Below are 24,534 nucleotides of genomic sequence, written 5' to 3' on the forward strand. Positions count from 1 at the left end.
AAACTGCCCATCCGTAGAAACGGAATAACCTTGAACATGATGAGCAGCAGAAACGCCGGTAAGACGGTCAAATAATGCAAACGGTATTTCATGATTCGGCACAAATAGCTGCTTTTTCTTGATGATTCAAAGCGCTCCTGCGTCTTCGGTGCATGTTTGATAGCCGCTGCAGCTAAAAAAAACGCCTCTTGGATGTCCAAGAGGCGTTTCTGCATATACCATGATGCTATGCTTTCAAGATGTTCCGTTCTTAGCGGCGCGGGTTGTATCCGATGAATGTTTTCGAATCCAAGCTGAACACGACCGTAAGCGGTCCGAGCAGCGCGTCGTTCTTCGTTTGGTACGTTACTGTAACCAATTTGCCGCCTTTATCCTGCAAGTCTTTCAGCAGCGCTTTTGCTTCGTCAGTCGAAGCCAGAACAGCAGCATCCTTCGCGTTAACGACAGCTACTTCTGCTTCTTCTTTCTTCGTTGTCAAGTTCGCTTCTTGACCTTCAGGAAGCTTGCTCCATGCCAGGCCTTGGAATTCGCTCTTCTGTTCGGCCGTCAGATCAGCAGCAACTGGAGCCGCATCTACAACCAGGTAGTGTAGCGGGCTGATTGCAGGAACGCTTGTCGTAGCGACTGGTCCGTAGTAAGCGCGGACTTTGGCGCCGGCTTGCAGGCTCTCCCAAGTAACGGATTGGCCTTCAGCATTGATGACGCTTGTTTCTTTACCAGCGTTCAAGATGAGCGTTGTTGTCGTTTTGCCGTCTTTCGTTTCGCCGAAAGCAACTTGCCAGCCGTCTTCTGTATGTTTAACGGATTGGATTACATCTTCCTTCACCGTTGTTTGCGTGCCCAAGATGATTTTGGCGGCGTGGGAATGTCCAGGGTAGTCCATTGTGATGACAGGACCGTATTCCGCTGTAAGCAGCGTACCTGCTTTGATGTCCTTCGCAGCTACGGCTTTGCCGCTGCCGTCAGTCAGGTTCGTATCTTTGTCAACCGTCAGGATGACCCATTTGTTCGTGCCGCGGCCTACGACATCAAGCTGGTAAGAGCCGTTATCGAGCGCTTTGACGCCTTGAATGATACCCGACAGCAGCAGCATTTGTTCTTGCTCTCCCTCGTTTCCGTCTTCTTTGGAAATCAGAGACAGGCTTTTGTCCTTCGGGTTGTAACGTACATCATAACCGAGTGCAGCTGCTTCGCTTTTTGCTGGCAGGTAAGCTTGGCCATTAATGAAAACCGGCTTCATCGACGTGTTTTGTCCGTCAACCGATACCGTAATATCACTACGGAGTAATCCGCTTACTTTTTGAAACATACCGGATGCTTCAGCAGCGACTGCCGAACCCATCAAACCTACGAGTGTTGCAACGATGATTACTTTCTTCTTGTTCATAATTTCTTGCTCCTCCCGAATGTACCGAATGTTGTTGTGTTGTTTACATGGTCCCTGACGCGGGCTGATTCCGAAAGGTTGCAAACTTTATTCATATTCGTTAATTTTTTTAGAAAATTTTACAGGTTTACAGAAAAAAAGCCGGCTTGGCGATGTACCAAGCTGGCTGGATAGTGGCTTATTCGTTCTCATACCACGGATTTAGATGAACAAGCACCTCATCCACCTCGGGATGAGCCTGCTGCACCTTTTGTTTGATTTTGCGAATAATATCATGTCCCTCTTGGATGGTTAACGTACCGAGCACCGCGAGCCTTGCATCAACGAGTACATAATGACCATGCTCCCGCGCGCGCAGCCGGTCGATCCGTTTCACTTCCGGCACCTCGCGCAGATGTTCTAAGATGTCTTCGATCTTATCCGGGCTGAGGCTCTTGTCCATCAGCACGTCCACAGTCTCTCGCGCCATATTAAAGCCGAGCTTCAGTACAAGAATCGAGACGATCACGCCCGCGACAGGGTCGCCGTAGCTAAGAATATGAATATCGAGCCGTTCCCCGATCCATCCGAGAGCAATACCTGCAGATGCCGCAATCGAAGCGTAGACGTCAGCCAAATGGTCATAGGCAGTCGCCATCATGGCTTTGCTGTTTGTCTGAAGGCTGAGCCGCTTCGTGTACATGTACAGCAATTGCTTCACCACGAGTGAAACAACGGCGGCTCCGAGCGCAATCAGATGGGTTTCTCCAGGAGGATGGAATAACGCCAGAATCGCGTGATAACCGATATAAACCGCTGCAATCACGAGAATAAAGGCGACGACTCCAGCGCCAAGCACTTCCGCCTTGCCATGTCCGTAAGGATGATCTTCGTCCGGCGGCTTGCCGGATAATCGCATGGAGCTGTAAGCCGTCGCCGTCGCAATGATATCGCCTGCACTATGAATGCCGTCCGCAATTAGCACCTGGCTTCCGAAAACAATGCCGACAAGCAATTTAATGCCTGTAAGAAAAACGTTGCTGAGCAGAGATATCCACATAGCCAGCACGGATGAACGATTTTCCAAGATGTCTCTCCTCATTTCAATTTAAGCCGATGCTGCTCTTGTAGTGGAATCTTACCACTTCCATCCATGAAAAATCAAATTCCCTATCATGTCCGATTTGCTAGCGTTCAATGAGCTGCCGGCGCTTTGGACCGACGGAAATCCGCGTCACAGGCACACCGATTTGCTCTTCGGCGAACGTAATGTACGCCTGCGCAGCACCCGGCAGCTCGTCGAAGGAAGCCGCTTCCGAGATATCGCACTGCCACCCGCGAAGCCTCGTCCATATCGGCTCTGCTGCCTCCAGCGCAGCCGAAACCGGAAATTGATTCGTTCGTGTACCATCAGGCAGCCGGTAGCCCGTGCAGACAGGAATTTCGTCCAAATAGCCCAGAACGTCCACATTCGTCAATGCAACCGTTGTCGCCCCTTGTACGCTGCAGCCGTAACGAGTCGCAACCGTATCCAGCCATCCGACTCTTCTCGGACGGCCTGTCGTTGCACCGTATTCACCGGCATCGCCTCCGCGGCGGCGCAGTTCTTCCGCTTCTGCACCGAACAGCTCGGAAATCAGCGGACCTGCACCGACGCAGCTGGAATAGGCTTTGACGACCGCGACGATAGACGAAATTGAGCCTGGCGGAAGACCTGCGCCGACGGAAGCAAACCCGGCCAATGTGGACGACGAGGTTGAGAATGGATAAATCCCATGGTCGGGGTCCCGAAGCGCACCGAGCTGTCCTTCGACAAGAATAGAAGCTCCCGACGCAGCGGCAGATTGAAGAAGCTCGGTAGTATCCATGAGATAACCGCGTAATTTCTCCCCATAAGCGCGGAGCAGCGGAAGGAGATCATCGATGACAATCGCTTCTTTCCCGTATAGATGATGAAGCAGAATGTTTTTGGCGGCGAGCGACTGCATGAGACGCCGGCGAAGCCGCTGTTCATCGAATAAATCCGCCGCTTGTATGCCAAGCTTGGCATATTTGTCTGCGTAGAACGGCGCTATGCCTCTTCGCGTCGACCCAAAGCTGTCGCTGCCTCGCCGCTCCTCCTCAAGCTGATCGAACAAGCGATGGTAGGGCATTACGATTTGAAACCCGATTCGAGATAACGAGCTTCGGCGCGGGGACTTTCCGTTTCTCCAATGACGCCAATTCAGCAAGAAGCACGTCCACATCCAGCGCCGTGCCTGGACCGATTACGTTGGTTACATGCGGATAAAAAATACCCGACGGAAGCATATGCAGTGCGAACTTCCCGAAATGATTCATGATGGTATGTCCGGCATTGCTCCCTCCCTGGTAACGAACGACAAAATCCGCTTCTGCCGCCAGTACGTCCGTGAGCTTTCCCTTTCCCTCATCTCCCCAATTTGCGCCTACGATTGCCGTCACCGTCATTGCCGCAGCCCCTCTCATCTTGTGCTTGCTTTACAAGAATGAGTATACTGAAGACAATCACATAAGAATAATTGATATAAATAATACCACCTATAAAATGAGGTCATGGGATGTTGGATAACAATTTGGAATGGTATCGCTCCTTCTACTGGTGCGCCAAGACCGGAAGCCTGTCGCGCGCGGCGGAACGGCTGCATATTACACAGCCCGCTGTCAGCCATACGATCAAGCAATTGGAAGAACGGCTAGGCGGCCCCTTGTTCATCCGGGGAGCAAGAGGCGTTCAATTGACAGCCGAAGGCGAAGTGCTGTTTCGCTATGTGGAGCAGGCCCTTCAATATATGGAGACCGGCGAGAAAAAGATACTCGACATGCATCAATTGGCTATGGGAGATATCAATATCGGGGCTGGGGACACGATATGCAAGCATGTTCTGCTTCCTTATCTGGAACGATTCCATGACGCTTATCCGCAAATCCGAATTCGCGTCACTAATCGGACAACACCAGAAACCGTCTCCTTGCTGAAGGAAGGCATCATCGACCTTGGGCTTGTCCATCTACCGGCCAAAGACAATCGCATCGAGATCGTCGGCAGTCTGCCGCTGCAGGATTGCCTCGTCGGCGGTTCGCGGTATGCCGAGCTGGCCGGTAAGCCCTTGAAGCTAAGGGAATTGGAGGGATATCCGCTTCTATTGCTGGAAGAAGGAACGAGCACGCGAAATTTTCTTGATACGTATTCGAGGGGGTACGGCGTGGAGCTGAAAGAGGAGTTCTCCCTCGGCAGCATGGATCTGTTGGCCGAGTTCGCCAAGAGCGGCTTCGGTCTTACCTTTCTCGTGCGGGAATACTATAAACAGGAGCTGGAAGCCGGGGAGTTGGTCGAATTTCCTATGGAAGAACCGATTCCGGCGCGGTATATCGGCATCGCCGTACTCCGCGGCGTTCCTCGGACGCAGGCGGCCAAACGATTTCTGGAGATGCTGCCTATGCATGACCCTTCTTTATAATTGTCACGATTGGCCCGGAAGTGCGGGCAGCCAGCCGCCTTGCGTGATCGTGCGTACGCCTGCTTCGCATACGCCGTAGGTCCTCCATTGGCAGGTGACGCACATTTCATTAATCGCTTCCGGCTCTACCTGGTGACGCACCCGTTCGATCACGGCGGACCAAGGCATAGTTAAGCCAACCTCATAGCCTAGTTTCTCCAGCACGCGCGCATCCTGTGACGCAACGGAAGCATTATGACAGTGCGGCTCGGCGTCGGCCGGGAAACAAGCACATAAGTCATCCGGCCCGGCTATGATCGTAATCGGCGTTTCCGGCCGTTCGCGGAGTTCGTTGTACACCTTCGTCATATTCGCCGCGAACTCCGCCGAGTACCCCATCCCCCGAAACCCTAATAAACAAAGCAAATGGTGACCTCTAAGCCCGATTCCCATGCCCATGCCCGCTCCCTTTCTACTGACGGTCCCTTTAACGCGAAAATACTTTCACTCGATACCAATAGGGATACAGTTCCCGATAGTTTAATTTGGTGTAAAGCCGGTTTGCCGGGCCGTTAGCCCGCAGGACAAGCAAGTAGCTCCTGGAAGCGCCGCTTCGCCTTGCCCATTGCAGGATATGAATGATAAGCTGCTCGCCGTACCCTTTGCTGCGCATCGATTGTTCCGTTACGATGTCGTATAAGCCGACGAAGCCGCGTTCGATGACGCCAAGTCCGCATGCCGCCGGCCTTCCATCGACATAGAGCGTGAAGTATCCGGTCTTCATGGCAATCGTGCTCATAATCCGATCGGCGGCAGCTTGTTGTTCAGAGGTAAACCCGTTAAATCCGCACATCGTTTTCAGCCATTCGGCGGTCAGCCTCTCCTGCTGCTCGATTTCGACGCCTTCCTGCATTGTCTCTGCGACAGCAGATAAGTCAGCTAACATCATAACACGCGAGGGGTCGACCCGGACATAGCCGCGATGTTCCAACGTCTCGTCAAGACCGGCAGGCGAGAAAGGCGTCAGCTTGAAAATCGTATCCTGGCCTGCTCTGCAATAAATGTCTTCGCAGCTTGCAATTTTGCAGGACAGATCGGTTACTTCTATTCCATTGTAGACGGCATGAACGGCATTCGCACGCTTGGTGAAGCCATCTGCCAGACGGAGCAGCCAGCCATCCAGCGCTACGGTTCGAAGCGAGGGCCAGGCATTCATCGTTAATTCCTCGAATTGGACGGTCAATCGAAGTGCCTCCTTTACTTTTGATTAGGGTATATACGTTAAATGATATGAATAAATATACATGTATTATTATATTTATACAATAAAAACTGCCTCCGCCAGGGAGACAGTTTTACTGTATAGCCGCTTTGCGAATGCAGCTTAATGATTTAATTTGATACCCATCGCTTCTGCAAGTCTGAAGAAGATGCCTGTGTTTTCATATACGCCTGCGAACAGCTGAGCGCCCGTACCCATAACCGTAACCGGTACGTCTACAGCAGTATGACCAGAAGTCGTCCAGTCTACGACGAAGTTCTCCTTGGATTTCGCAATCGCGAATGGACCGTCTTCCATGGAGATCGCGTCTCCGCTTTCGTCATCAGCGTTTACTTCCTCGATGGAGAAACCGCCTGTTTCGTGGTCGGCCAGCACCAGTACGAGTGTATCCGGGTGCGATTTTGCGAAGTTTTTCGCGATTTGAACCGATTTATCCAGCTCTTGACCGGCTTTGATCGTCAGCTTTGCGTTGTTTTGATGCGCCATTTCATCCGTTGCTTCTTCCTCAACCATCAGGAAGAAGCCTTTTTTGTTGGCCGAGAGCGTGTCGATCGCTTTCTTCGTCATGTCAGGCAAGGAAACGACTGGATTGTAAATGTCGCCTTGGCCTTCCGGCTTCTGTTGGAACATTTCTTCGTTCGCGAACAATCCGAGCAGCTTGCCGCCTTTCGCTTTTTGCATGTCCGCTTTGTTCTTCACGTACGTGTAGCCGAGCGATTTGGCTTTCTTCACAAGATCGCCCTGCGTGCCTTTGCTCTTCTCAGACGGATCTTCAGCCGGCTCGTCTTGGAAGCCGCCAGCTTGTCCTGCCGGATACCAGAAATCTTCGCCGCCGCCAAGCATGACGTCTACTTTCGTTTTCGTCAGGTATTGCAGCGCGATATCGCTCTGCGCGGAGCGGTTCTCCACGTGGGAAGCAAAAGCTGCCGGCGTTGCATCCGTAATTTGGCTCGTTGTTACAAGTCCTGTCGATTTGCCCATTTCTTTGGCATATTCGTAGATCGTCTTCACGTTCTTCTTATTGGCATCCATGCCGATTGCGCCGTTGTATGTTTTCACGCCGCTCGCGAAAGCGGTTGCCGCAGCTGCGGAGTCTGTTACCGGTACGGTAGAGCTCGTGTGAATGAGTCCGAGGTATGGCATCGAATCCATTGCAAGCTGGCCTGTTTCGCCGACTGTTGCAAGACGGATCGCATCGCGCTGAGCAGTTCCCATGCCGTCGCCGACGAACAAAATGACATTCTTGGCTTTATTCGAAGCTGCATCGGCTTCGTTCTTACCTTGTCCAGCTGTAAAGCTCGTAATTACAACTGCAGCTGCCATGATGCCGATTGCCGAAGATTTCCATCCAATACGGGATTTCATTTGAACGCCTCCTAGGTTTCTTTTCTATTGCATCTTAACCGGCTTCTATTAAGTGAGTGTACGAGCAAAGTGAAGATCCTGTTAAGCTCTCAATAACCCCTTCATTGCGTGGTTTCTGGAAACATAATTAAAGAAGCCGGAACATAAATCCATCTAAGAGTCCTTGAACATTCGTTCATTGAAGGACTTCTTTGTTTACCTGCAAAATTTTTTAAGCGATTCCACGTTTCAGTGCGTGGACTCTTATGAATTATGGCTTCCAGGGTCATACTAACTTCATATAGCCTTTTTTTGCCGCGCAAGCTGCATCAGCCGGCCGTGCTTCGTGACCTGCCGCCGTTCGGCTTCCATTCCTGCTTCAAGAAAGGAGTTCCTCCCGTACAATGCCTAGTAGCCACGAATCTGCCGAAGGAGATCAACTCCCCTTAACGTCCGTCGTTAACGGCTCGCAAACAACCAAACGCAAGCTTCATCCCAGCGTGGACTTGCAGGTAGACCGCACCTGGCTGCAGCAGCTGCAGGAAAGGGTTGACCGCAACGGTCCTTGGGATGACTGGATGATGTATCAGCTGGCCGTCGAAGCCGAGCAGTCGAAGCTCGTCGGCAGCTTCGATGACTTACAATGTCTGCGCAGTCTCCCGTCCTTCGAGCCGATGCCCCATCAGATTAGCACCGCCCGCAAGGTGCTGCATGAAATGAGCGGCAGAGCCATTCTTGCGGACGAAGTCGGTCTCGGCAAAACAATCGAAGCCGGCCTTGTCCTGAAGGAATACATGGTCCGCGGTCTCGTGAAGCGAGCGCTCATTCTTGTACCTGCCTCGCTTGTTCTGCAATGGGTCCGCGAATTGAATACCAAATTCGGCATCTCCGCCTTCGCGCAGAAGAAGGAGCATTCTTGGGGCTACGATGTTGTCGTCGCCTCCATGGATACAGCCAAACGCGATCCGCACCGAGAGAAACTGCTGGGTCAAGACTACGATATACTTATTATTGACGAGGCTCATAAGCTGAAGAACAAGAAGACGACCAACTATCAGTTCGTCAACAGCATGCGCAAGAAATATTGCCTGCTGCTCACAGCGACGCCCGTCCAGAACGATCTCGACGAGCTGTACAACCTCATCACGCTCCTTAAGCCTGGCCAGCTGGGCGGCCAAAGCGAATTTGCCGCGAATTTCGTCGTCGACAAGCGGCTGCCGAAGAATGAGGAGCAGCTGCAGGAAGCGCTGCAGACTGTCATGATCCGGAATCGGCGCGGCGATGGCGGCATTCATTTTACGAAGCGAATCGTCAAGAACATCCCGCTACAGCTGTCGAAGGAAGAACAGGCGCTGTATGAAGCCGTGACTACCTTCGTCAGGGAGCGCTACGATGAGAACCAAGGCGATTGGACAAGCATGCTATCGCTCGTTACGCTGCAGCGCGAGGTGTGCAGCAGCCGTGACGCCGTATTCCTGACGCTGGTCAATATGTTCAAGAAAACGCCTGAAGACTCTCCGGTCCGCGCGAAGATCTGGGCACTCGTCGAGGTTATTCGCGGTATTACAGCCAATACGAAGGCAGAGAAGACGATGGAACTTGTTCGTCAGATGAACGACAAGGTCATCATTTTCACGGAATACCGGGCGACGCAGGAGTATCTTCTCCAGTATTTCAAAGCGAACAATATGATCGCCGTACCGTACCGGGGCGGGATGAACCGGGGCAAGAAGGATTGGATGATGGATCTGTTCAGGGGACGCGCGCAAGTGCTCATCGCGACGGAAGCCGGCGGAGAGGGCATTAACCTGCAATTCTGTCACCATATGATCAACTTCGATCTGCCTTGGAATCCGATGCGCGTGGAGCAGCGAATCGGGCGCGTGCACCGTCTCGGCCAGACAAGTGACGTACAAATCTACAATCTGTGCACCGTAGGTACCATCGAGGAGCATATCGTCAGCCTGCTGCATGAGAAAATCAACTTGTTCGAGCTTGTCATCGGCGAGCTGGATCATATCCTGGAGCGCTTCGAGAAGAAGAACGAGACACTGGAGCAGCGGCTTGCCCGTTTGACGCTGGAGTCCGGCACCAACAATGACGCCCTCAAACAAGGGTTTGACGACCTTGGACAATCGCTGAGCCGGATACGCGATGAAGTCGATTTCGAGGATGCAGCGGATTTGAGTGCTATCAATGAGGTACTGAATGCAGTCGGAAATGAGGTAAATCCATGAACGAACGTCAAATCCATAAGTTTGTCCAGCGGTATTTGGATGCAACGGACTGCCTCATTGCAGAGAAGTCGCCTGCACACTTTCAAGTCAAGCTCTCCCCTAGAGCCGACCGGGATTTGACCAATCGCCCGTATTATTGGAGCTTCGTCGACCGAACGGGAGCCGAGCCCGAGACGATGTCCATGCTGCTTGTGACCGACAAGACCAAATATGACGAGTCGATTGCAGCGGCAGCCAAGGCGGACGCGGCAGCCCCATCTGTGCCTGGCTCCAAGAATGCGGCAGCCGAGGCTGCGCTTGGGCGCTCCTTCGGCCATATTCACGGTACGCTTAATACGAATGTCAGAGTTCCACGGGAGGATCTGTACTTCGGCTCCCGAAGGCTGGAGCAGCTGTTTCACTCCGCCAGATCGGGCGGCAGCTATCTCTGCTTGTTCCAAGAACCGGAAAAAAGGACCAATCATCCCCTGCACTCGACTGCTTACAGCGCATGGCTCGGGGTTAATATGAAAGTAGAGTTCCAATGCGACATGAAGCGCGAAGAGCTTCATTCCTTCGGCATTTCGCTTGCGACCGGGCAGTGCTTGGAGCAATTTCACGATAAGCTGCTCACGCACCGTATGACGCCGAAGCTGCCTCCGAACGTGCATACCGCCAAAAACGCGCTGACCTTGAACAAAGCCGCTTCGATCGTCGAGCAAGCCTTGGAACGCAAGCTTCGCACCTATGATTACAGCTGGGCGGACGCGGCGGCACGGCGTCTGGAGGAGGAGCTGGCAACCATTCGGCACTATTATGAGCCGTTGATTGAATCCTCCGACGGCGAGAAACGTCCGCTCATAGAGGAGCAGTTCCAACGCAGGCAAGAGGAGATTCGTTGGCAGTACGAGCCGAGGGTGAGCACATCGGCGATTAACTGCGGTATTTTCTATTTGCAGGGAATCGGTTAGCGGCAATGCGACAAGAAGCGGGCATCCCCTCTCGGTGCACCCTTTTTCCGTCAAAAATAGAACAAGGCTTGTCCATTATGACTGACAGGTTCCAACACCCTTCCCTACGCGCATTGCGATACAATTGGCGGTGTCAGGAAATGTCGCCCTTTCCCGGTTACCATTCTACAGAAACAGCAGGTGATGCCGTTTATGAGAAAATGGATCATGCTTCTTGCCCTATGCGCCTTCATGCTGACAGGCCTTCCATTGCATGCCGCCGCCATGGTCCCCCCTATCGTCAAGCTGGACGACCCTTCGAAGCTGATGCTGCAGGTAAACATCTGGACAGATGCGCTTGCCAAACAACCATCCTTTAAACGTTGGAAGACTGCCGATACTTCATTCGTCCCGCTCGGACCCGGTACACACAGCTGGCTCGTCACATTCACCGTCCAGCGTAAGCCGATCGGCTATATGATTGTTCACGCGAAGAACGACGACGGTTATACGCTTGGCGAATATGGCGTCGGCGAACATCCGGCGTTTGATGCGGCTGTGATGTATAATGCGTTAATCCGGCAGGGTTTGATGCAAAGCTACGCCGAGATCGCCAAAAAACCGCTCCGATTGGAGCGGCTCTATGTCTCGCCGGTTCTGGCAGCCTGGAAGTGGACGGCCGGAAGCGGAGAAATCTACTATTTGGATGCCTGGACAGGCGAGGCACTGCCTGTGAGCGAGAAATCGTGGATCAAGCAAGCAGACGCGGACCAGTTCGCCGCTGCACGACTGACTTCGCAGTCTGCAGGAGCTGCTTCACCTGTATTAAACCGCCTATCCGCCGTTCATGCCAGTGCTGCCTTCGATCCTTATGAACGCCTGCCTTGGCTAACTGACAAACCGCTGGCCCAAGAGAAGGTGAACCGGCTCCCAGAACTGCTCGGTCACGACGGGCAGATTCGGTTTATCGCAGAGCTGTTCCAATCTACTGTGTTATACGTCTTCCCAGCAGTCGGTTACCATAAGTGGAATGGACAAAGCCTGTTCGTGGCGTTCGATCAGACCTTTGAAGGAACACGCTATATTCCCCTCCAGACGTTAAACCAAACAGGACGTTTCTACAGCTGATTGTTTCGCGAGCGCAGCCACTGCGCAACGGCAAAGCCGCCCATACCGAACCATCTCGTCAGCCAAGGCTCTTTCGTCGCTTTGGCTTTTTGACGATTGGATCTGCGCTCTTCCTTGGGCGTTTCGATGTAATCGACGACCTTGCCCGTCATGAATTTAATGTAATCCTCGGTTTTTTCCATGCGTGATCCGCTCCCTTGCCGTTTTATCATTCTTAATCATCAGTGTCCCCGCGAAACATTTGTTTCAAACATGCATGAGTTCCCTTGGTCTGTGCCACGCTAACGATAATGATGCTGGTACTGGAGGATGGTTAACCATGCAAAAACACCTCAAAAAGCGTATTCTGATTGCTTTGTGCACGTCCGGACTTCTCATCTGCTATTCGTTAGCCGCCTCGCCGGAACGCATTGCCGCCTCGGCCTTGGCCGCGGTACCAGTGAAAGCCATGACGGATATGGAGCAGTCAGCGCTGGACGATCAGCTGCCGATTGAATACCGCAGAGCGCTGCCGACGGCGCAAGTGCTCATCGATGTCGGCCATGGCGGCATCGACGGAGGCGCGCATCACGAGGAAATATTAGAGAAGGATATCAATTTGGCGGTTGCCAAAAAGGTGTATTTATTGCTTCGCAGCAGCGGCGTCCGCGCAGTACTGAACCGAAACGGCGACTACGCGCTGAGTGACGATAACCGCTGGAATCCTTCATCCTCACGGCACCGCCGGGATTTGTCCCAGCGAAGCCAGCTGACCAAGGAAATCGAAACGCAGTTCATGGTGAGCATTCACGTCAATTGGGCGCCTGACCGGACTGAATACGGACCGCTCGTGCTGCATCAGAACGAAGGCGAGAGCGCGCTGCTCGCCTTCTGCATTCAAGACGCCTTGAACCGCGGTCAGCATACGAGAGCGCTCCCCCGTGTAGGCGCTCCGTTCTATTTGCTAAATGTCGTCAAACAACCGGCCGTCATTGTTGAGATGGGCTTCCTCAGTCATGAAGGCGACCGGCGTATGCTGACGGATCCCCGCAAGCAGATGGAGCTGGCCGACGCGATTGCCTCAGGAGTGCGGAATTATATCCTTTTCCGCTGACGGGACGACCATCTCGGATAATCGGACAAACTGCGTATTTGTCTGCAGCCGCGGAATAGCTTCCTTCAGCACTGCGGCTGTCAGCTTGCCCGGCGGACCGACATGCCCGATGATGACGCAGCTGTCATTATGCTCTAGATATTTGCGTAGCACGCCGACCTGCTTGGAGATATGCGTCGTAGAATAAACATCGTCCAGAAAGACCTGATTGGAGAGGAGTGGCACACCGAGCTCGGCAGTCAGCTTTGGGACGACGGTCTTGTACGTCGTCCGGCTGTCCAGAAAGAATAATCCTCGTTCCTTCACTACGGTAAGAACGACACGCATCACCCGCTCATCCGCTGTTACTTTGGAACCCATATGATTGTTCATGCCCACGGCATAAGGCACCTCGTCGATTGCAGCTTCAACCCGCTTCCTTATCTCTGCGTCTGTCATTGCCGTCGTGATCGCCCCCGGTCCGAGCCACTCCGGCTTCCCCCTTACGGGCTCCATCGGCATATGGACGATGACATCATCGCCCAGTTTATGGGCCAGTTCCGCATCCTGCTTGGTCGTTGGCATGAATGGCATGACCGCGGCCGTGAAATGCACGGGGAGCTCCATCATTTCCGGCGTGCCCGTCATGTTGTTGCCGAAATCGTCGATGACGATCGCAACCTGCCGATGTCCTTTCACATCAGATACGCTGTTAATCGGGGCAGCCTGCAGCGTACTCCCTTGTACGCGGATGTCCGTTCCCGCCGCCGATACGATCGCACATGCCAGACACATGCTGACCAGCTTGCCTGTTAAGTTCATGAATCTGCCTTCTTTCTGATTTTCCTTGCTTTCGCATTTGCGGAGCCATGCTTTCATTGTTTGTGGGCATAGGGGAAATTATGTATAAACAGCAAAAGACGAGGGTTGTCCAACGAACGACCCTCGTCTTGCCTATTCATATTCAATGATTAAACGGCATAAACAGCTGCGCTGAGGTTTACTTGTGCAGTTGTGCCGGCATCCAGGTTCTCGACATAAAGGGAATAACCGTGCGCGCCAGGCGCGACGTTAATGTCGATGACCTGGAACGTGATCAAGCCGAAATGTTCTAATGCACTTTCAAGTCCATGGGCGCCGTAATAAATTTCTTGGTTGCCGCGGAAGACACGAAATAGCAGAGTAGGCGTGCCGCTTGTACCTTGTGAGCCGACTGTTGCACTCAGTTCTACGCGGTTGTTGTGAAATTCCCGTTGAACGAAGATGCCGAGTTCAGCAAGGATGACTTTCGCAGGCGTTTGCGGGACGACGATTGCCACTTGATTCGTTACGACAGCAGGAACGCTAACATTGTAGTCAATTAATCTAGCCAATTGAATCAACTCTTTTCCTACCAGATGCTACCATTCTATGAAAATGGTTTTGCTTTGGCATGGACGAGTTGCCTTTAGCATAACAACTTATTCTTAGCCGTTACACAGCTTCCGAATCGTGCTCGTACTGCAGCTGCGACTCCAGTCCCTCGACAAGATCGAGCAGCTCTAGCGGCGTGCGGATGATATGGCGCGGACGCTCGCTGTCGTCTGCCGGCTCATGCGGGTACCGGGTCGTCCAGCTGAGGAAGACACTGGTGATCCCTAGTCCATTTGCGCCCTTGACGTCGCGGCTCAAGTTGTTGCCGACCATGACGATGCGGCTGAAATCCGCCTCCGTCAGCTCAAGCGCCCCAGCGGCGGCCCGGAACATGCGCGGGCTCGGTTTAACAGCCTTGATATTCTCCGAATAGATCATTGCGGTAAAAAAATCATATAAGTTCAATTGCTTGTACACGTTCTTGAACGACTGCGCATCCCCATCGGCGACGAGCGCAAGCGTATAGCCGCGTTCATACAGCGTCTTTACCATCACATCCGCACCGGGAATCAAGCCGGCACTGACGACGATCCCCTCCTCATCCCGAATCTCGGTCGATTCATCGATAATCGTATCGCCGCTGTCCAGAAAAATAATCAGGTTCTTCTCGCTCATTGTCATATTCGACTCCTTCCTTGTCTCTCTTCGTTCGTTGTCTATGACTATCGGATTCGCAGCGCCTTCATTTCATTCTCGTCCATGTTGAGCTGCTCGCGAGCCATCTGCAGCATGCGAACAGCAGCTTCGGGAATGTCCTGCGGGGCGATCGCATTCCCTGCGATCGTTACCTCGCTGCATGCCTGCAGCCGAATAAGGCTTTCGGCCGCAGGCTGCCGATCCACGCCCTGCGCAGCGCCTTCATGTGCTTCGCAGGGCGATGCGATGCTGTTGTTCACGAAACGGAGACCGCGGACGCTCTTGGCATCCAGCGCTGCCGCCGTTGTCGTCTCGATGACGTTATTCTCGATCACGATGCCGGCGTGCACAGGATTGTCCGCATCAATCTCGCGATTCTCGGGAGCGATATAGATAACGGGATGCTCCGCGCCCCCGCACGCGATAAACCGGTTGCCGCGAATCGTCAAGTCCCGGACAGGACCGGATTCGTACCAGCTCTCCGCGTCGTTGGCGACGAACACCCCGCTCATCGTCAACCGGTCGAAGACATTGCGCTCGATCAGCACTTTGCGCCGAGTTGTCGCCAGCACGCCGCGCGTTGGGATACGGGCAAAATAATTGTCATGCACATGCACCTCCGGCGTCCATGTCGCATTCTCGACCGCGTCGCCTGCGCCGGTTCCGGCCGGGACGGCTTCCGCCAGCGTAAGCAAAATCTCGCGCGGACTGAGCCGTTCCACCGAACGGACCGTTCCTGTTCCGCGCGACTGCAGCGACGCGCTCTCAATAAAGTCCACCTCGTCGCCCGGAAAGAACGCATCGAAGCCGTAGCTTTGCGGATGCATGAAGCGGACAACGATTTTGTCCGGCTTCGGCGCCTCTGTGACCTGCAGATGCGTGCCGTGCACGTTGATGGGATCGTCATGGCCGCCGACGAATCGGCTGCCCGCGATCTCTACCTTCCCGCGGCAGCCGGAGAAATGAATGAAATCGGCGAACGCCGCCACCGTTCGTCCCGTCTCAAGACGCGGTGTCAGGTCCAGCTCCGCGAAGCGCAGATTCTCGCTGTACTGGCATACGATGCCTAGTCCGTGCATGAAGTGGATACCGGACTTGATCCACTGCACGTTCCGGCTTCGATGAATAAAGGCGCCAACCTGATCGCGCAGCCCGTCCCGTACTTGAAGCACACGACCCGTCGTCATGCCAGGCGCATGATCGTAATGGAAACGAAGCCGCATCGGCGCAAGCTCCTCGACACGAACTGCAAGCGCAGTCAAGTTGTCGATTCGCCACGTCTTATTGCGAACAGGATCGTACTCCTGCATCGGCCCTTCGTTGAATCGCCAGCCTTCGCCGGACCAGTAGAACTTACCGTCTTGAAATTCATAGCGGGAGTCGGGATGCACCTCAACATCCATAAAATAGTCGCTGCTCGCCATAATCGTCATTTCCGCTACTGTCGGCCTTGCATAGTCGAGATGCACATGCCGAATCTCAATATCATCGCAATCGTCGAGAACAAGCATTGTCATCCGGCCATGGATAAGAAACATCGATCCATGACCCTCCAGCGTCAAGTTCGCGATGCTCTTCAGTAAGATGCCGATCGTCTTCGTTACGTCGGCGTTCTCCTCTTCGCTGGCCGTATTGGAGATATAATAAGGCGCGCGAGTCGCCTGTTCCGGATAAAAATCATAGACGCCCTTCGGACATTCCAGCACGACCGGACCGGCAATGACAGCTGCCGCCTCGATCGCAAGCCGCATGGCGGGCAGCGCGTCGCGCCCCGAATCGGGTTCCGCACCGAAATCGGCTAGACAAATCGTTACCGGTGCCGATTCTGAATCCTTTTCCGCAATCATTCAATACCCTCCTGAACAGTGAGTTAAGCGCTTTCCTTACCATACAATGATTCGCCTGCCAATTCAATACGGATAAGCATATTTTTAAGGTAAATAGTAGGGTAACAAAAAGGGAAAGACTCCGCCCGAAGCCCGCGCAGAGCCTTTCCCTTTCTCCTTCATATCCTTATTTGCCCTGCTTCGCCATTTCCGACGTTACTTCGTCAATTGCCGCTTGCAGTCCTTTGCCGTCGTAGCCTTTCTGCGCGTCGTGGAGCATCGCCACCGGATCGTCTTTGCCTAATACGATTCGGGTGAAATCTTCATCGAAGTTGATTGATGACAGCTTATCCTTTGCAGGCGTGGACATCGAGAAAATATCGAATGCCGTCGGGATCGGCTTGGCGTTATCCAGCTGCCATTTCAGCTCGTTCTGAATGTAATCGACGTATTGGTCACCGAGCGCGAGTCTGTTCACCGGGCTGTCTTCCAGAGAGCTTGCGTTTCTCCACGCAGCCAGCTGAGAGATGATATCCATCGATGGATATTCTTTCTTCAGATCCGCGTAGGCGCTGCCTTCCTTAGGACGCGTAATCGTGATCGTGCCGCTTGCGTCTTTGGTATAATCCGTGCCTTCGATGCCGTAATCGAACATTTCCTTGCCTTGCGGTGAAAGCAGCCAGTCGTAGATGCGCAGGATCCGTTCCAGCTTCTTGTCATCCACATCAGCGTTGATCATCGTTTCCGACCAGAACGACTGCGTCGTATGGCGGTAAACCGTACCGTCCGCGGACGGCCACAGATGAAGCACCTTCACGTTATCGTAAAACTTCTTGCCGGGGTTATTCTTCTCCCATTCCGCTTGAATGCCATTCGAGCCGGCGACGGAATTCGCAGCCAGCGCCAGCGCGCCTGCCTTGCCTTGATAGAACTTCTGATTCGCTTCACCGGCCTTCTCGACCGCGAAGTCCGGGTCCAAACCGCCGTCCGCATACAGCTGACGGGCTTGCGTAATGACTTGGTCCATTTGCTTGGAAGCGTAGAACGGCATCCATTTGCCGTCTTCTTTCACCCAGCTGCCATTCTCGAACTGCGGGAACGTTGGCATGAACACGGCCTTGAAATAACCGAGCGTATTCATGACGATGCCTGTCGTATCGTTCTTGCCGTTGCCGTCCGGATCCTTGTCCGCGAACGCTTTCATAAGCGCATCGAACTCGGCGAAGCTCTGCGGATCCTTCATGCCGAGCTTATCCATCCAGTCCTTGCGAACGAAGATGGCACGGTCGATCGCCCACATGTCCGTATTCGGGTACGTCATCCGCGGAATTGCGTACAGCTTGCCATCGCGGTATACGCCCTGTACATCCTGCGCCTTAGCGACCTTCTCGACGTTCGGGTAAGCGCTTAGATCTTCCGGCAAGGCATGAACCAGCCCTTGGCTGACCCATTGATTGTACGTAGCCGGGTTATCGTTGACGATGCTGTTCGTAATAATGTCTGGCAGCTGACCGGCAGCCGACCACACTTGGTTCTTTTCTTTATAATTGTCCCAGCCGATATCGACCGGATTCAGCGTCACGTTGAAATCCTTCTCGATCTTCTGCTGCAGGCCGTCATGCTGCTGGAAGCCGACGCCGATGCCCCACCAGGAGAGGGAAATGTCCATATGCTCCTTGTACGGATTGTCATCCGCTGCAGGCGCGTTTGCAGTCGTATTGCTGCTGCCGTTGGCAGAATTCGATGCAGCAGGTGCATTATTCGCGTTATCCGCATTGTTCGTATTTCCGCAACCGGAAACGACCGTAACGAGCGCGGCTGCGATCAGACTGTTCAAGCCGATCCATTTTGTTTTGTTCATGTCTCTTATCCCCTTATATGAACGTATTTTATAATAAAAGCTTTCGCCCTTACTATCCCTTGATGGACCCGATCATAACGCCTTTGGCGAAATATTTCTGCAGGAACGGGTAGAGGCAGGCGATCGGCAGCGTACTGACTACAAGCACAGCCATCTTCAGCATTTCCGGCTGAAGATCAGAATCCTGCACCCTGACGCTTGTCGTGATGCTTGCGAGCACCTGCTGATAATTGGTCAGCAGCTCACGAAGCAGCGCCTGCAGCGGAAGCAGGTTGACATTCTGCATGAACAGGACGCCAAGCCACCATTCGTTCCATCGATCCACGGCATAGAAGAGCGTAATCGTTGCGATCATCGGCATCGAGATCGGAACTACGATCTTATACAATACCTGCAAATCGTTGGCGCCGTCAATCTTGGCCGATTCCTCAAGTCCGGCCGGCAGCGTGCGGAAAAAGGCGATGCAGATGATCATATAGAACGTGTTGACGGCAACTGGCAGCACCATGACCAGCAGGTTGTTGACCAGATGGAAGTTCTTCATTGTCAGGTAGAACGGGATGAGCCCGCCGTTGAAAAACATCGTGAAAATAATGCCTCCCATCACGATCTTCTTTCCCGGAAAGCCCGACTTCGACAGGACATATGCGCCTGTCACCGTAACGAGCATGTTGACGGCCGTGCCTACGCCGGTCACGAAGACGGTTACCATAAGCGCTTTCAAGAAACGCGGCTCATGAAAAATATAGCTGTATGCGGACAGATCGAAAACGGTCGGAACCAGGTACACGAGCTGCTTCGATACCGCTACTGTGCTGCTGAACGACATCAGAATGACGTTGTAGAACGGCAGAATCGTCATTAACGTCAATAGGATAAGGACGATGTGAATGATGAGATCGGCTGGGCTGAATCTGCTGCGCCTGCCCGCAGCTTGTATGCTGACGGCTGCTGTTTTCGTAATCGGTTCCATTAAACAAGTCCCTCCCCGCCGAGTTTTTTCACGATGTAATTGGCCGAATAGAGGAGCGAGAAGTTCAGTACGGCTTTGAACAGGCCGACGGCCGTCGAGACGCCGAAACTGAGGCCGTCCGCGAACGCCGAGCGGTACGTATACGTATCGATGATATCGCCGGTCGAATACACGCCCGGATTGTACAGGTTGAAAATTTGATCAAAGCCGCCGTTCATCGCATTGCCGACCGCGAGAATAAGCAGAATCGCCGCCGTGCCGCGGATGGATGGCCAGGTGACGGACAGCAGCTTCTGCCATCTGCCAGCTCCGTCCACATGAGCCGCTTCGTACAATTCCGGGTTGATGCCGGCGATTGCCGCCAAATAAATGATTGCGCTCCAGCCGACTTCCTTCCAGATGCTAGAGATGAAGACAATCGCTCGGAACAGCGAAGGGTCGGTCAGGAACGTCATCTTGTGATACCCGAGCGAATCCAAAATCTGGTTCAGCACGCCGGTTGTCCCAAGGAAATTGAACATAATCCCGCTGATAATGACCCAAGATATAAAGTGTGGAAACGTGTACACGGTTTGGTAAAATTTTTTCAGCTTCTCCCGTGCCACCTCGTTGATCATCAATGCCAGAACGATGGCGATCGGAAATTCAAACACGAGCCGTCCGCAGCTGATGTAGAGCGTATTCCAGAACGCCCGCCAAAAATCGCTCTGCGCGACCAGCTCCTTGAAGTTGTCCATGCCGACCCACGGACTGCGCAAAATACCCTCGCGGATGTGAAGCTCCTTGAACGCGAGCAGCACGCCGTACATCGGAACATACTGAAACATGACATAAAAGAGCACGGTAGGAAGGAGAAGCAGGTAAAGATAACGGTGTTTGTACAGATCCTTCCCTAAAGTTTTTCCCATGGCGAACCTCCTCGTAAGCGCTACCAACAATATGTTCCCATTATGGCGCTATCCTTCCGCTTGAGGTATGCACGCATTTTATCGATTGCGGCCGTATCTAAAATCCGGGCATAAAAAAAGAAAACTTTCAGCGAAAGTTTTCTAAAAATAATCCATATAACTTCTAAAATGAAGACATTGTTCGCGCTTTCATTGACGCTCGCTGCGGTATTGCGTGGGCGTTTTGCCCGTCATTTTCTTAAACAGCCGGGTAAAATAAAAATAGTCGTTATAGCCGATTTTCTCCGCGATCTCCTGAATCGAGGCTTCATCCTGGTCCAGCAGCTCACACGCGTATTCGATCCGCAGGCGGGCTATGTATCCGGTCAGCGTCTCTCCGACTTCCTTGCGGAACAGCTGGCTGATGTAGCTTGGATTCATGAAGAACTGCTCCGACAAGCTCTGCAGCGACAGCTCCTCGCGGAAATGCGTCGTCACGTAGTGCAGAATGCCGTTAAAGGTGCGGTTCTTCGTCTCGACTGATGGGGCGGCCGGCTCCACAGCGCCGAGATTACGAGCAGTAAACGATTCGAGCGACGCGAGCATGTCGAGCACGTTGCGGTAGGAAGATAGGAGCTGCTCATAGCTGTACAGCGTATCTTCGGTCTGCCCCAGCTTGAAGAGGAACGAGACCGTCATGTTGTACACCTGAAAGGCATGCCGGATCGAGAGCGACCGCGTGCCGAACAGCTCCCTGATCAGACAGAAGGACTGCTGAATTGCCGCTACGTCTTTGCGGGCAATCGCCCCGCTCAAGTCCACCATCCGGCGGTTCAACTCCTCCTGCCGGAATGGCTGGGAATCGTACACGCCGTATTCCCCCGTCACGAAAAATTGGTGGGCCAGCGCATCGGCCGCTTCGATGCCCCCCTTGATCTCGCGCAGGTCCGATACCGCGCCGCTGACGCCGATGCCATTCAATCCCGGCGGGAACCGATCCTTCCACGCTGCGGCGAGCTTGTCCGCCTCGCCGGCACCAAGCAGGTACGTCGACTTCGCGGCCCCCGTCTTCAACCGAATTGATGGGTCAGTCATTCCCGGCAGGTCGCCGTGACCGACTGCAACAATCGTCACGATGCCTGCTTCGCGCCAATTCCCGAAGCCAGCCCGATCGAGCTCGTTCTGCAGCTTTAATACGTTCAGTTCGCTTTGATCCTCCAGAAAGTACATCAGGGACGACTCCGATGCCGGCTTCGAAGCCGATAACGTCTTGCTCAGCTTCATCAGCACGCCGGACAGTTCCATCTCGTCGAACGGCTTCAAGCAGTAGGCCGCGGCACCGTACGCAATCGCCTTCTGCGCATAGGCAAACTCGGCGTAGCCGCTCACGACCACGAATTGCACCTGGAAGTCTAACCCTCTTCCGCGCTGAATAAGTTCAAGGCCGCTCATCTCCGGCATGCGGATGTCTGTGAAGACGACGGAGGGCCGCAGCCGCTCCATTGCTTGCAGTGCAGCAGCACCGTTATACGCTTGTCCGGCTACTTCGAAGCCGTACCGGTTCCAATCCACCAGATCCTTGAGGCTCTCCACCACCCAGCTCTCGTCATCCACTATCAACACCTTATGCATGCTGCTCGCCCCTCTCTTTGATCGTCAGCTCGACCTTCGTCCCCTCGCCCTCGGCGCTCTCGATGCGCAGACCGCACTCGGAGCCGAACATCAGCTGAATCCGGTTATTGACATTGACGAGCCCGATGCTCTTCTGTTCGCTCGGCTCCTGCAAGCCCGAGACCGGGGCCGCCACCATGCCGCGTACCTCCTCCAGACGATCCCGCGGTATGCCCATGCCGTTATCCTCGATGCGGATGACCAGCGTGCCGTCATCTGCGACGAAGCCACGTATCCAGAGCTCGCCCTCTCTCAAGGTCGGCTCGAAGCCATGGTAGACGGCGTTCTCCACCAACGGCTGCAGGATCATTTTCGGCACGCGGTAAGCGAGTGCTTCAGCTGCCAGCTCGTAATGAACGGCGAAGCGGTCGGCAAACCGGATTTGCTGGATGCGGATATACGATTCAATCATGCGGATTTCTTCGCTGAGCGGCACCTCGCTTGCGCCCTTGATGCTGTAGCGGAAGATGCTCGACAGCGAACGCGTCATCGCCTTAATTCGTTCCTGCTTCTCTACGACTGCGATTCCCGTGATCGCTTCCAGCGTGTTGTACAGAAAATGCGGATTGATCTGGCTGCGCAGAAACGCCAGCTCCGATTTCTTCTTCTCCAGCTCGATGCCGTAAAGTCTAGTGTTCGTTTCGAGCAGCCGCTGCGTGAGCAGGTCGATCTCGTCCAGCATGCTGTTCAGCTCCGTGGCCACGATGCTGATTTCCATGTAGCCGTGCAGCGCGATGCGCTTCTTATATTTGAGAAGGTCCCCGCGCCGGATTGTCATGATGAAGAAAATCAGCTTCTTCAACGGCCGCAAAATGTTATTGATGATAAACATGAACGGCACGGCCAGCACCAGGAGCGCGATCCCCAGAATGATCAGCTCCTGCTTGCGGATATCGAGCAGCTCCCGCAGCAGTTCGTTCTCCGGCGCCATGCTTAAGATCGTTCCTTCGATATCGGCCAGCGGCTCTGCTTCCACCACGTAGCTGCGGTCGTTCAGCTGAACAATTTGATTGCTCTGCATCTCACTGCCGAGCTTCATTTCCTTGAAATCGCTTCCAGTTCGGGCCTGCGAGTTGCTCGCGATGATTTTGCGGGATCGGTCGAGCAAATAAATTTGAGTGCCTGTCTCCTTCGATGAATATTCCTGTTCGCTCACGAGCGCGGAAGCATCTACGATGAAGAAAGCGGTTCCGATATTACGGTTGAACAACTCACCCTGCTGACTGTACGTAATCGAAGTCGCGAAGATCAGCTTCTCGTCCCGCCCGTACAGCGCGCCGAACTGCTGCATGCCCGCATAATAGCCGTTTACTTTGCGGCTCGACAGCGAAACGCGCAGCGGGACGACGTATCGGTTGCCGCCGTACAAATCGATCCAAGTCCCGTTGTTGCCGGATATGATAATGTCCTGTATACCTTCCTTCAATTCCTTCTGGCTGTTCAAATATTTGTTCAGCTTCGTAAATCGGTCGTAGCGGATCAGCTTGTCCGTCTCCACGAGATAATCCTGCACGTCCGGATTGTAGGAAATGTCCTGCATGATGCGATAAATAACATCGTGATTGGAGGCGACGTTCTTCTTAATTTCGGATACAGTCTGCTTGACGTATTCCTCATGACTGCGCGTAATCATGCCGGACATCATGGAATAGGTATGGAAAATGATGACCAGAATGACGATGATCGTAGAAGCCGCTAGAATGAATAGTTGGGAACGAATAGATAATTTTCTCAGGAAAGCCACTGCGTTCATCCCGTCTCTATAAGGTTTGGATTCGCCTAAGGCCTATTATTACTGCAACCTAAGAAGATAGTCAATCTCCAAGCAAAAAGCCCGGCAGACGCCGGCACAATTGGCCAAGCATCCACCGAGCTTCCGATTCGTCCATCAGCTTGCGGGATAAATATAAAAAAGAAGCCTTGTCAGCAAGACTTCTTGAATGGAATAAGTTGGTGCGGTCGAGAGGACTCGAACCTCCACGGCTGTTACACCACTAGAACCTGAATCTAGCGCGTCTGCCAATTCCGCCACGACCGCATCTGGCATATGTCGCTTCATGTATTTCAGAAGCGGCAAGAAAGAATATACCATGACTGCTAATATAAAGTCAACCTATTAGAGTTAAAATGCGTAAATCATTGTTCGGATCGTGGTCAGCGGCCCCCGAAATTCGGTTACCATCTCCCCGATGTTAAAACTATAAAAAGAAGCCCTGCTCATGCAAGGCTTCTCGGATCGAATATGTTGGTGCGGTCGAGAGGACTCGAACCTCCACGGCTGTTACACCACTAGAACCTGAATCTAGCGCGTCTGCCAATTCCGCCACGACCGCATCTGGCAGATGTCGCTTCATCGATTTCCGAAGCGGCGTTTATTAAAATACCATGAATTTCAGTAGAAAGTCAATATTTTCTTCACATGATGTTACGAATAGCTTAGGCAATGCTGCA

20 protein-coding genes, 2 tRNA genes and 1 pseudogene are annotated in these 24,534 nt (G+C 53.3%); 5 read left to right on the forward strand and 18 right to left on the reverse strand.

Translation table 11 applies throughout. The features are described from left to right. Positions 1–250: 250 nt before the first annotated feature. From KXU80_RS08805 to KXU80_RS08815, 3 genes and pseudogenes are all read right to left on the reverse strand, one after another. Positions 251–1,387 (reverse strand): hypothetical protein, encoded by a 1,137-nt coding sequence (locus KXU80_RS08805; protein WP_219837827.1) that lies wholly within the window; start codon positions 1,385–1,387, stop codon positions 251–253. 178 nt (positions 1,388–1,565) lie between these two features. Further along, on the reverse strand, positions 1,566–2,426 hold the full coding sequence (locus tag KXU80_RS08810) for a cation diffusion facilitator family transporter (protein WP_374987782.1): 861 nt from the start codon (positions 2,424–2,426) through the stop codon (positions 1,566–1,568). Between the two features lie 127 nt (positions 2,427–2,553). After that, positions 2,554–3,835, reverse strand: a pseudogene (locus tag KXU80_RS08815) (adenylosuccinate synthase). Positions 3,836–3,945: 110 nt separating this feature from the next. Between KXU80_RS08815 and KXU80_RS08820 the strand changes: the two are divergent. Then, positions 3,946–4,845: a LysR family transcriptional regulator gene (locus KXU80_RS08820; RefSeq protein ID WP_308858215.1), complete on the forward strand. Its 900-nt coding sequence runs from the start codon at positions 3,946–3,948 to the stop codon at positions 4,843–4,845. A 3-nt stretch (positions 4,846–4,848) separates the two neighbouring features. Here KXU80_RS08820 and KXU80_RS08825 read toward each other — a convergent pair whose 3' ends face one another. From KXU80_RS08825 to KXU80_RS08835, 3 genes are all read right to left on the reverse strand, one after another. Further along, positions 4,849–5,277, reverse strand: a complete 429-nt coding sequence (locus tag KXU80_RS08825; RefSeq protein ID WP_219837829.1) for a DUF1284 domain-containing protein — start codon at positions 5,275–5,277, stop codon at positions 4,849–4,851. 34 nt (positions 5,278–5,311) lie between these two features. Next, entirely contained in the window at positions 5,312–6,067 is a 756-nt protein-coding gene (locus KXU80_RS08830) for a GNAT family N-acetyltransferase (protein WP_219837830.1), read from the reverse strand. Between the two features lie 141 nt (positions 6,068–6,208). After that, entirely contained in the window at positions 6,209–7,429 is a 1,221-nt protein-coding gene (locus KXU80_RS08835) for an alkaline phosphatase (RefSeq protein WP_258171433.1), read from the reverse strand. A gap of 425 nt (positions 7,430–7,854) precedes the next feature. Here KXU80_RS08835 and KXU80_RS08840 point away from each other — a divergent pair, with 425 nt between their 5' ends. The 3 genes from KXU80_RS08840 to KXU80_RS08850 all read left to right on the forward strand — a co-directional run bounded on the left by KXU80_RS08840 (position 7,855) and on the right by KXU80_RS08850 (position 11,744). Beyond that, positions 7,855–9,687 carry a DEAD/DEAH box helicase gene (locus KXU80_RS08840; protein ID WP_219837832.1) on the forward strand — a complete coding sequence of 611 codons (1,833 nt, stop codon included), beginning with the start codon at positions 7,855–7,857 and terminating at the stop codon, positions 9,685–9,687. Next, on the forward strand, positions 9,684–10,637 hold the full coding sequence (locus tag KXU80_RS08845; RefSeq protein ID WP_219837833.1) for a YqhG family protein: 954 nt from the start codon (positions 9,684–9,686) through the stop codon (positions 10,635–10,637). The genes KXU80_RS08840 and KXU80_RS08845 overlap by 4 nt, the downstream gene beginning before the upstream one ends. A gap of 192 nt (positions 10,638–10,829) precedes the next feature. Further along, positions 10,830–11,744, forward strand: a complete 915-nt coding sequence (locus KXU80_RS08850; protein WP_219837834.1) for a hypothetical protein — start codon at positions 10,830–10,832, stop codon at positions 11,742–11,744. On the opposite strand, the gene KXU80_RS08855 is transcribed toward KXU80_RS08850, so the two are convergent. Further along, positions 11,735–11,926: a YqzE family protein gene (locus KXU80_RS08855; protein ID WP_219837835.1), complete on the reverse strand. Its 192-nt coding sequence runs from the start codon at positions 11,924–11,926 to the stop codon at positions 11,735–11,737. The two genes, KXU80_RS08850 and KXU80_RS08855, sit on opposite strands and share 10 nt — an antisense overlap. A 137-nt stretch (positions 11,927–12,063) precedes the next feature. On the opposite strand from KXU80_RS08855, the gene KXU80_RS08860 reads away from it, so the two are divergent. Beyond that, positions 12,064–12,837 carry an N-acetylmuramoyl-L-alanine amidase family protein gene (locus KXU80_RS08860; protein ID WP_258171322.1) on the forward strand — a complete coding sequence of 258 codons (774 nt, stop codon included), beginning with the start codon at positions 12,064–12,066 and terminating at the stop codon, positions 12,835–12,837. Here KXU80_RS08860 and KXU80_RS08865 read toward each other — a convergent pair. From KXU80_RS08865 to KXU80_RS08915, 11 genes are all read right to left on the reverse strand, one after another. Next, positions 12,805–13,638 (reverse strand): divergent polysaccharide deacetylase family protein, encoded by an 834-nt coding sequence (locus KXU80_RS08865; protein ID WP_258171323.1) that lies wholly within the window; start codon positions 13,636–13,638, stop codon positions 12,805–12,807. The two genes, KXU80_RS08860 and KXU80_RS08865, sit on opposite strands and share 33 nt — an antisense overlap. Positions 13,639–13,787: 149 nt before the next feature. Next, positions 13,788–14,189: an exosporium protein C gene (locus tag KXU80_RS08870; RefSeq protein WP_219837836.1), complete on the reverse strand. Its 402-nt coding sequence runs from the start codon at positions 14,187–14,189 to the stop codon at positions 13,788–13,790. A gap of 100 nt (positions 14,190–14,289) precedes the next feature. Beyond that, positions 14,290–14,844 carry an HAD family hydrolase gene (locus KXU80_RS08875; protein WP_258171324.1) on the reverse strand — a complete coding sequence of 185 codons (555 nt, stop codon included), beginning with the start codon at positions 14,842–14,844 and terminating at the stop codon, positions 14,290–14,292. Positions 14,845–14,891: 47 nt separating this feature from the next. Beyond that, positions 14,892–16,712: a right-handed parallel beta-helix repeat-containing protein gene (locus KXU80_RS08880; RefSeq protein ID WP_219837838.1), complete on the reverse strand. Its 1,821-nt coding sequence runs from the start codon at positions 16,710–16,712 to the stop codon at positions 14,892–14,894. 166 nt (positions 16,713–16,878) lie between these two features. After that, positions 16,879–18,552: a type 2 periplasmic-binding domain-containing protein gene (locus KXU80_RS08885; protein ID WP_219837839.1), complete on the reverse strand. Its 1,674-nt coding sequence runs from the start codon at positions 18,550–18,552 to the stop codon at positions 16,879–16,881. 52 nt (positions 18,553–18,604) lie between these two features. Then, positions 18,605–19,525: a carbohydrate ABC transporter permease gene (locus KXU80_RS08890; protein WP_219837840.1), complete on the reverse strand. Its 921-nt coding sequence runs from the start codon at positions 19,523–19,525 to the stop codon at positions 18,605–18,607. Next, on the reverse strand, positions 19,525–20,433 hold the full coding sequence (locus tag KXU80_RS08895; protein WP_219837841.1) for an ABC transporter permease: 909 nt from the start codon (positions 20,431–20,433) through the stop codon (positions 19,525–19,527). Before KXU80_RS08895 ends, KXU80_RS08890 begins: the two co-directional genes overlap by 1 nt. A gap of 189 nt (positions 20,434–20,622) precedes the next feature. Continuing rightward, entirely contained in the window at positions 20,623–22,044 is a 1,422-nt protein-coding gene (locus tag KXU80_RS08900; RefSeq protein WP_219837842.1) for a response regulator transcription factor, read from the reverse strand. After that, complete coding sequence (locus KXU80_RS08905) at positions 22,037–23,827, reverse strand: cache domain-containing sensor histidine kinase (RefSeq protein WP_219837843.1); 1,791 nt, start codon at positions 23,825–23,827, stop codon at positions 22,037–22,039. The genes KXU80_RS08900 and KXU80_RS08905 overlap by 8 nt, the downstream gene beginning before the upstream one ends. 207 nt (positions 23,828–24,034) lie before the next feature. Then, positions 24,035–24,121 (reverse strand) — tRNA-Leu (locus KXU80_RS08910). A 208-nt stretch (positions 24,122–24,329) separates the two neighbouring features. Next, positions 24,330–24,416, reverse strand: a tRNA-Leu gene (locus KXU80_RS08915). Positions 24,417–24,534: the final 118 nt, after the last annotated feature.

It is taken from the genome of Paenibacillus sp. R14(2021), assembly GCF_019431355.1.
GTDB lineage: Bacteria > Bacillota > Bacilli > Paenibacillales > Paenibacillaceae > Paenibacillus_Z.

What these genes read in the sequence shown, in the direction of transcription:
- KXU80_RS08805 (WP_219837827.1), bottom strand. Translation starts at nt 1,387, where the DNA reads ATGAACAAGAAGAAAGTAATCATCGTTGCAACACTCGTAGGTTTGATG.
- KXU80_RS08860 (WP_258171322.1), top strand. Translation starts at nt 12,064, where the DNA reads ATGCAAAAACACCTCAAAAAGCGTATTCTGATTGCTTTGTGCACGTCC.
- KXU80_RS08825 (WP_219837829.1), bottom strand. Translation starts at nt 5,277, where the DNA reads ATGGGAATCGGGCTTAGAGGTCACCATTTGCTTTGTTTATTAGGGTTT.
- KXU80_RS08855 (WP_219837835.1), bottom strand. Translation starts at nt 11,926, where the DNA reads ATGGAAAAAACCGAGGATTACATTAAATTCATGACGGGCAAGGTCGTC.
- KXU80_RS08835 (WP_258171433.1), bottom strand. Translation starts at nt 7,429, where the DNA reads ATGGCAGCTGCAGTTGTAATTACGAGCTTTACAGCTGGACAAGGTAAG.
- KXU80_RS08810 (WP_374987782.1), bottom strand. Translation starts at nt 2,426, where the DNA reads ATGTGGATATCTCTGCTCAGCAACGTTTTTCTTACAGGCATTAAATTG.
- KXU80_RS08845 (WP_219837833.1), top strand. Translation starts at nt 9,684, where the DNA reads ATGAACGAACGTCAAATCCATAAGTTTGTCCAGCGGTATTTGGATGCA.
- KXU80_RS08890 (WP_219837840.1), bottom strand. Translation starts at nt 19,525, where the DNA reads ATGGAACCGATTACGAAAACAGCAGCCGTCAGCATACAAGCTGCGGGC.
- KXU80_RS08880 (WP_219837838.1), bottom strand. Translation starts at nt 16,712, where the DNA reads ATGATTGCGGAAAAGGATTCAGAATCGGCACCGGTAACGATTTGTCTA.
- KXU80_RS08865 (WP_258171323.1), bottom strand. Translation starts at nt 13,638, where the DNA reads ATGAACTTAACAGGCAAGCTGGTCAGCATGTGTCTGGCATGTGCGATC.
- KXU80_RS08885 (WP_219837839.1), bottom strand. Translation starts at nt 18,552, where the DNA reads ATGAACAAAACAAAATGGATCGGCTTGAACAGTCTGATCGCAGCCGCG.
- KXU80_RS08900 (WP_219837842.1), bottom strand. Translation starts at nt 22,044, where the DNA reads ATGCATAAGGTGTTGATAGTGGATGACGAGAGCTGGGTGGTGGAGAGC.
- KXU80_RS08895 (WP_219837841.1), bottom strand. Translation starts at nt 20,433, where the DNA reads ATGGGAAAAACTTTAGGGAAGGATCTGTACAAACACCGTTATCTTTAC.
- KXU80_RS08850 (WP_219837834.1), top strand. Translation starts at nt 10,830, where the DNA reads ATGAGAAAATGGATCATGCTTCTTGCCCTATGCGCCTTCATGCTGACA.
- KXU80_RS08820 (WP_308858215.1), top strand. Translation starts at nt 3,946, where the DNA reads ATGTTGGATAACAATTTGGAATGGTATCGCTCCTTCTACTGGTGCGCC.
- KXU80_RS08840 (WP_219837832.1), top strand. Translation starts at nt 7,855, where the DNA reads ATGCCTAGTAGCCACGAATCTGCCGAAGGAGATCAACTCCCCTTAACG.
- KXU80_RS08875 (WP_258171324.1), bottom strand. Translation starts at nt 14,844, where the DNA reads ATGAGCGAGAAGAACCTGATTATTTTTCTGGACAGCGGCGATACGATT.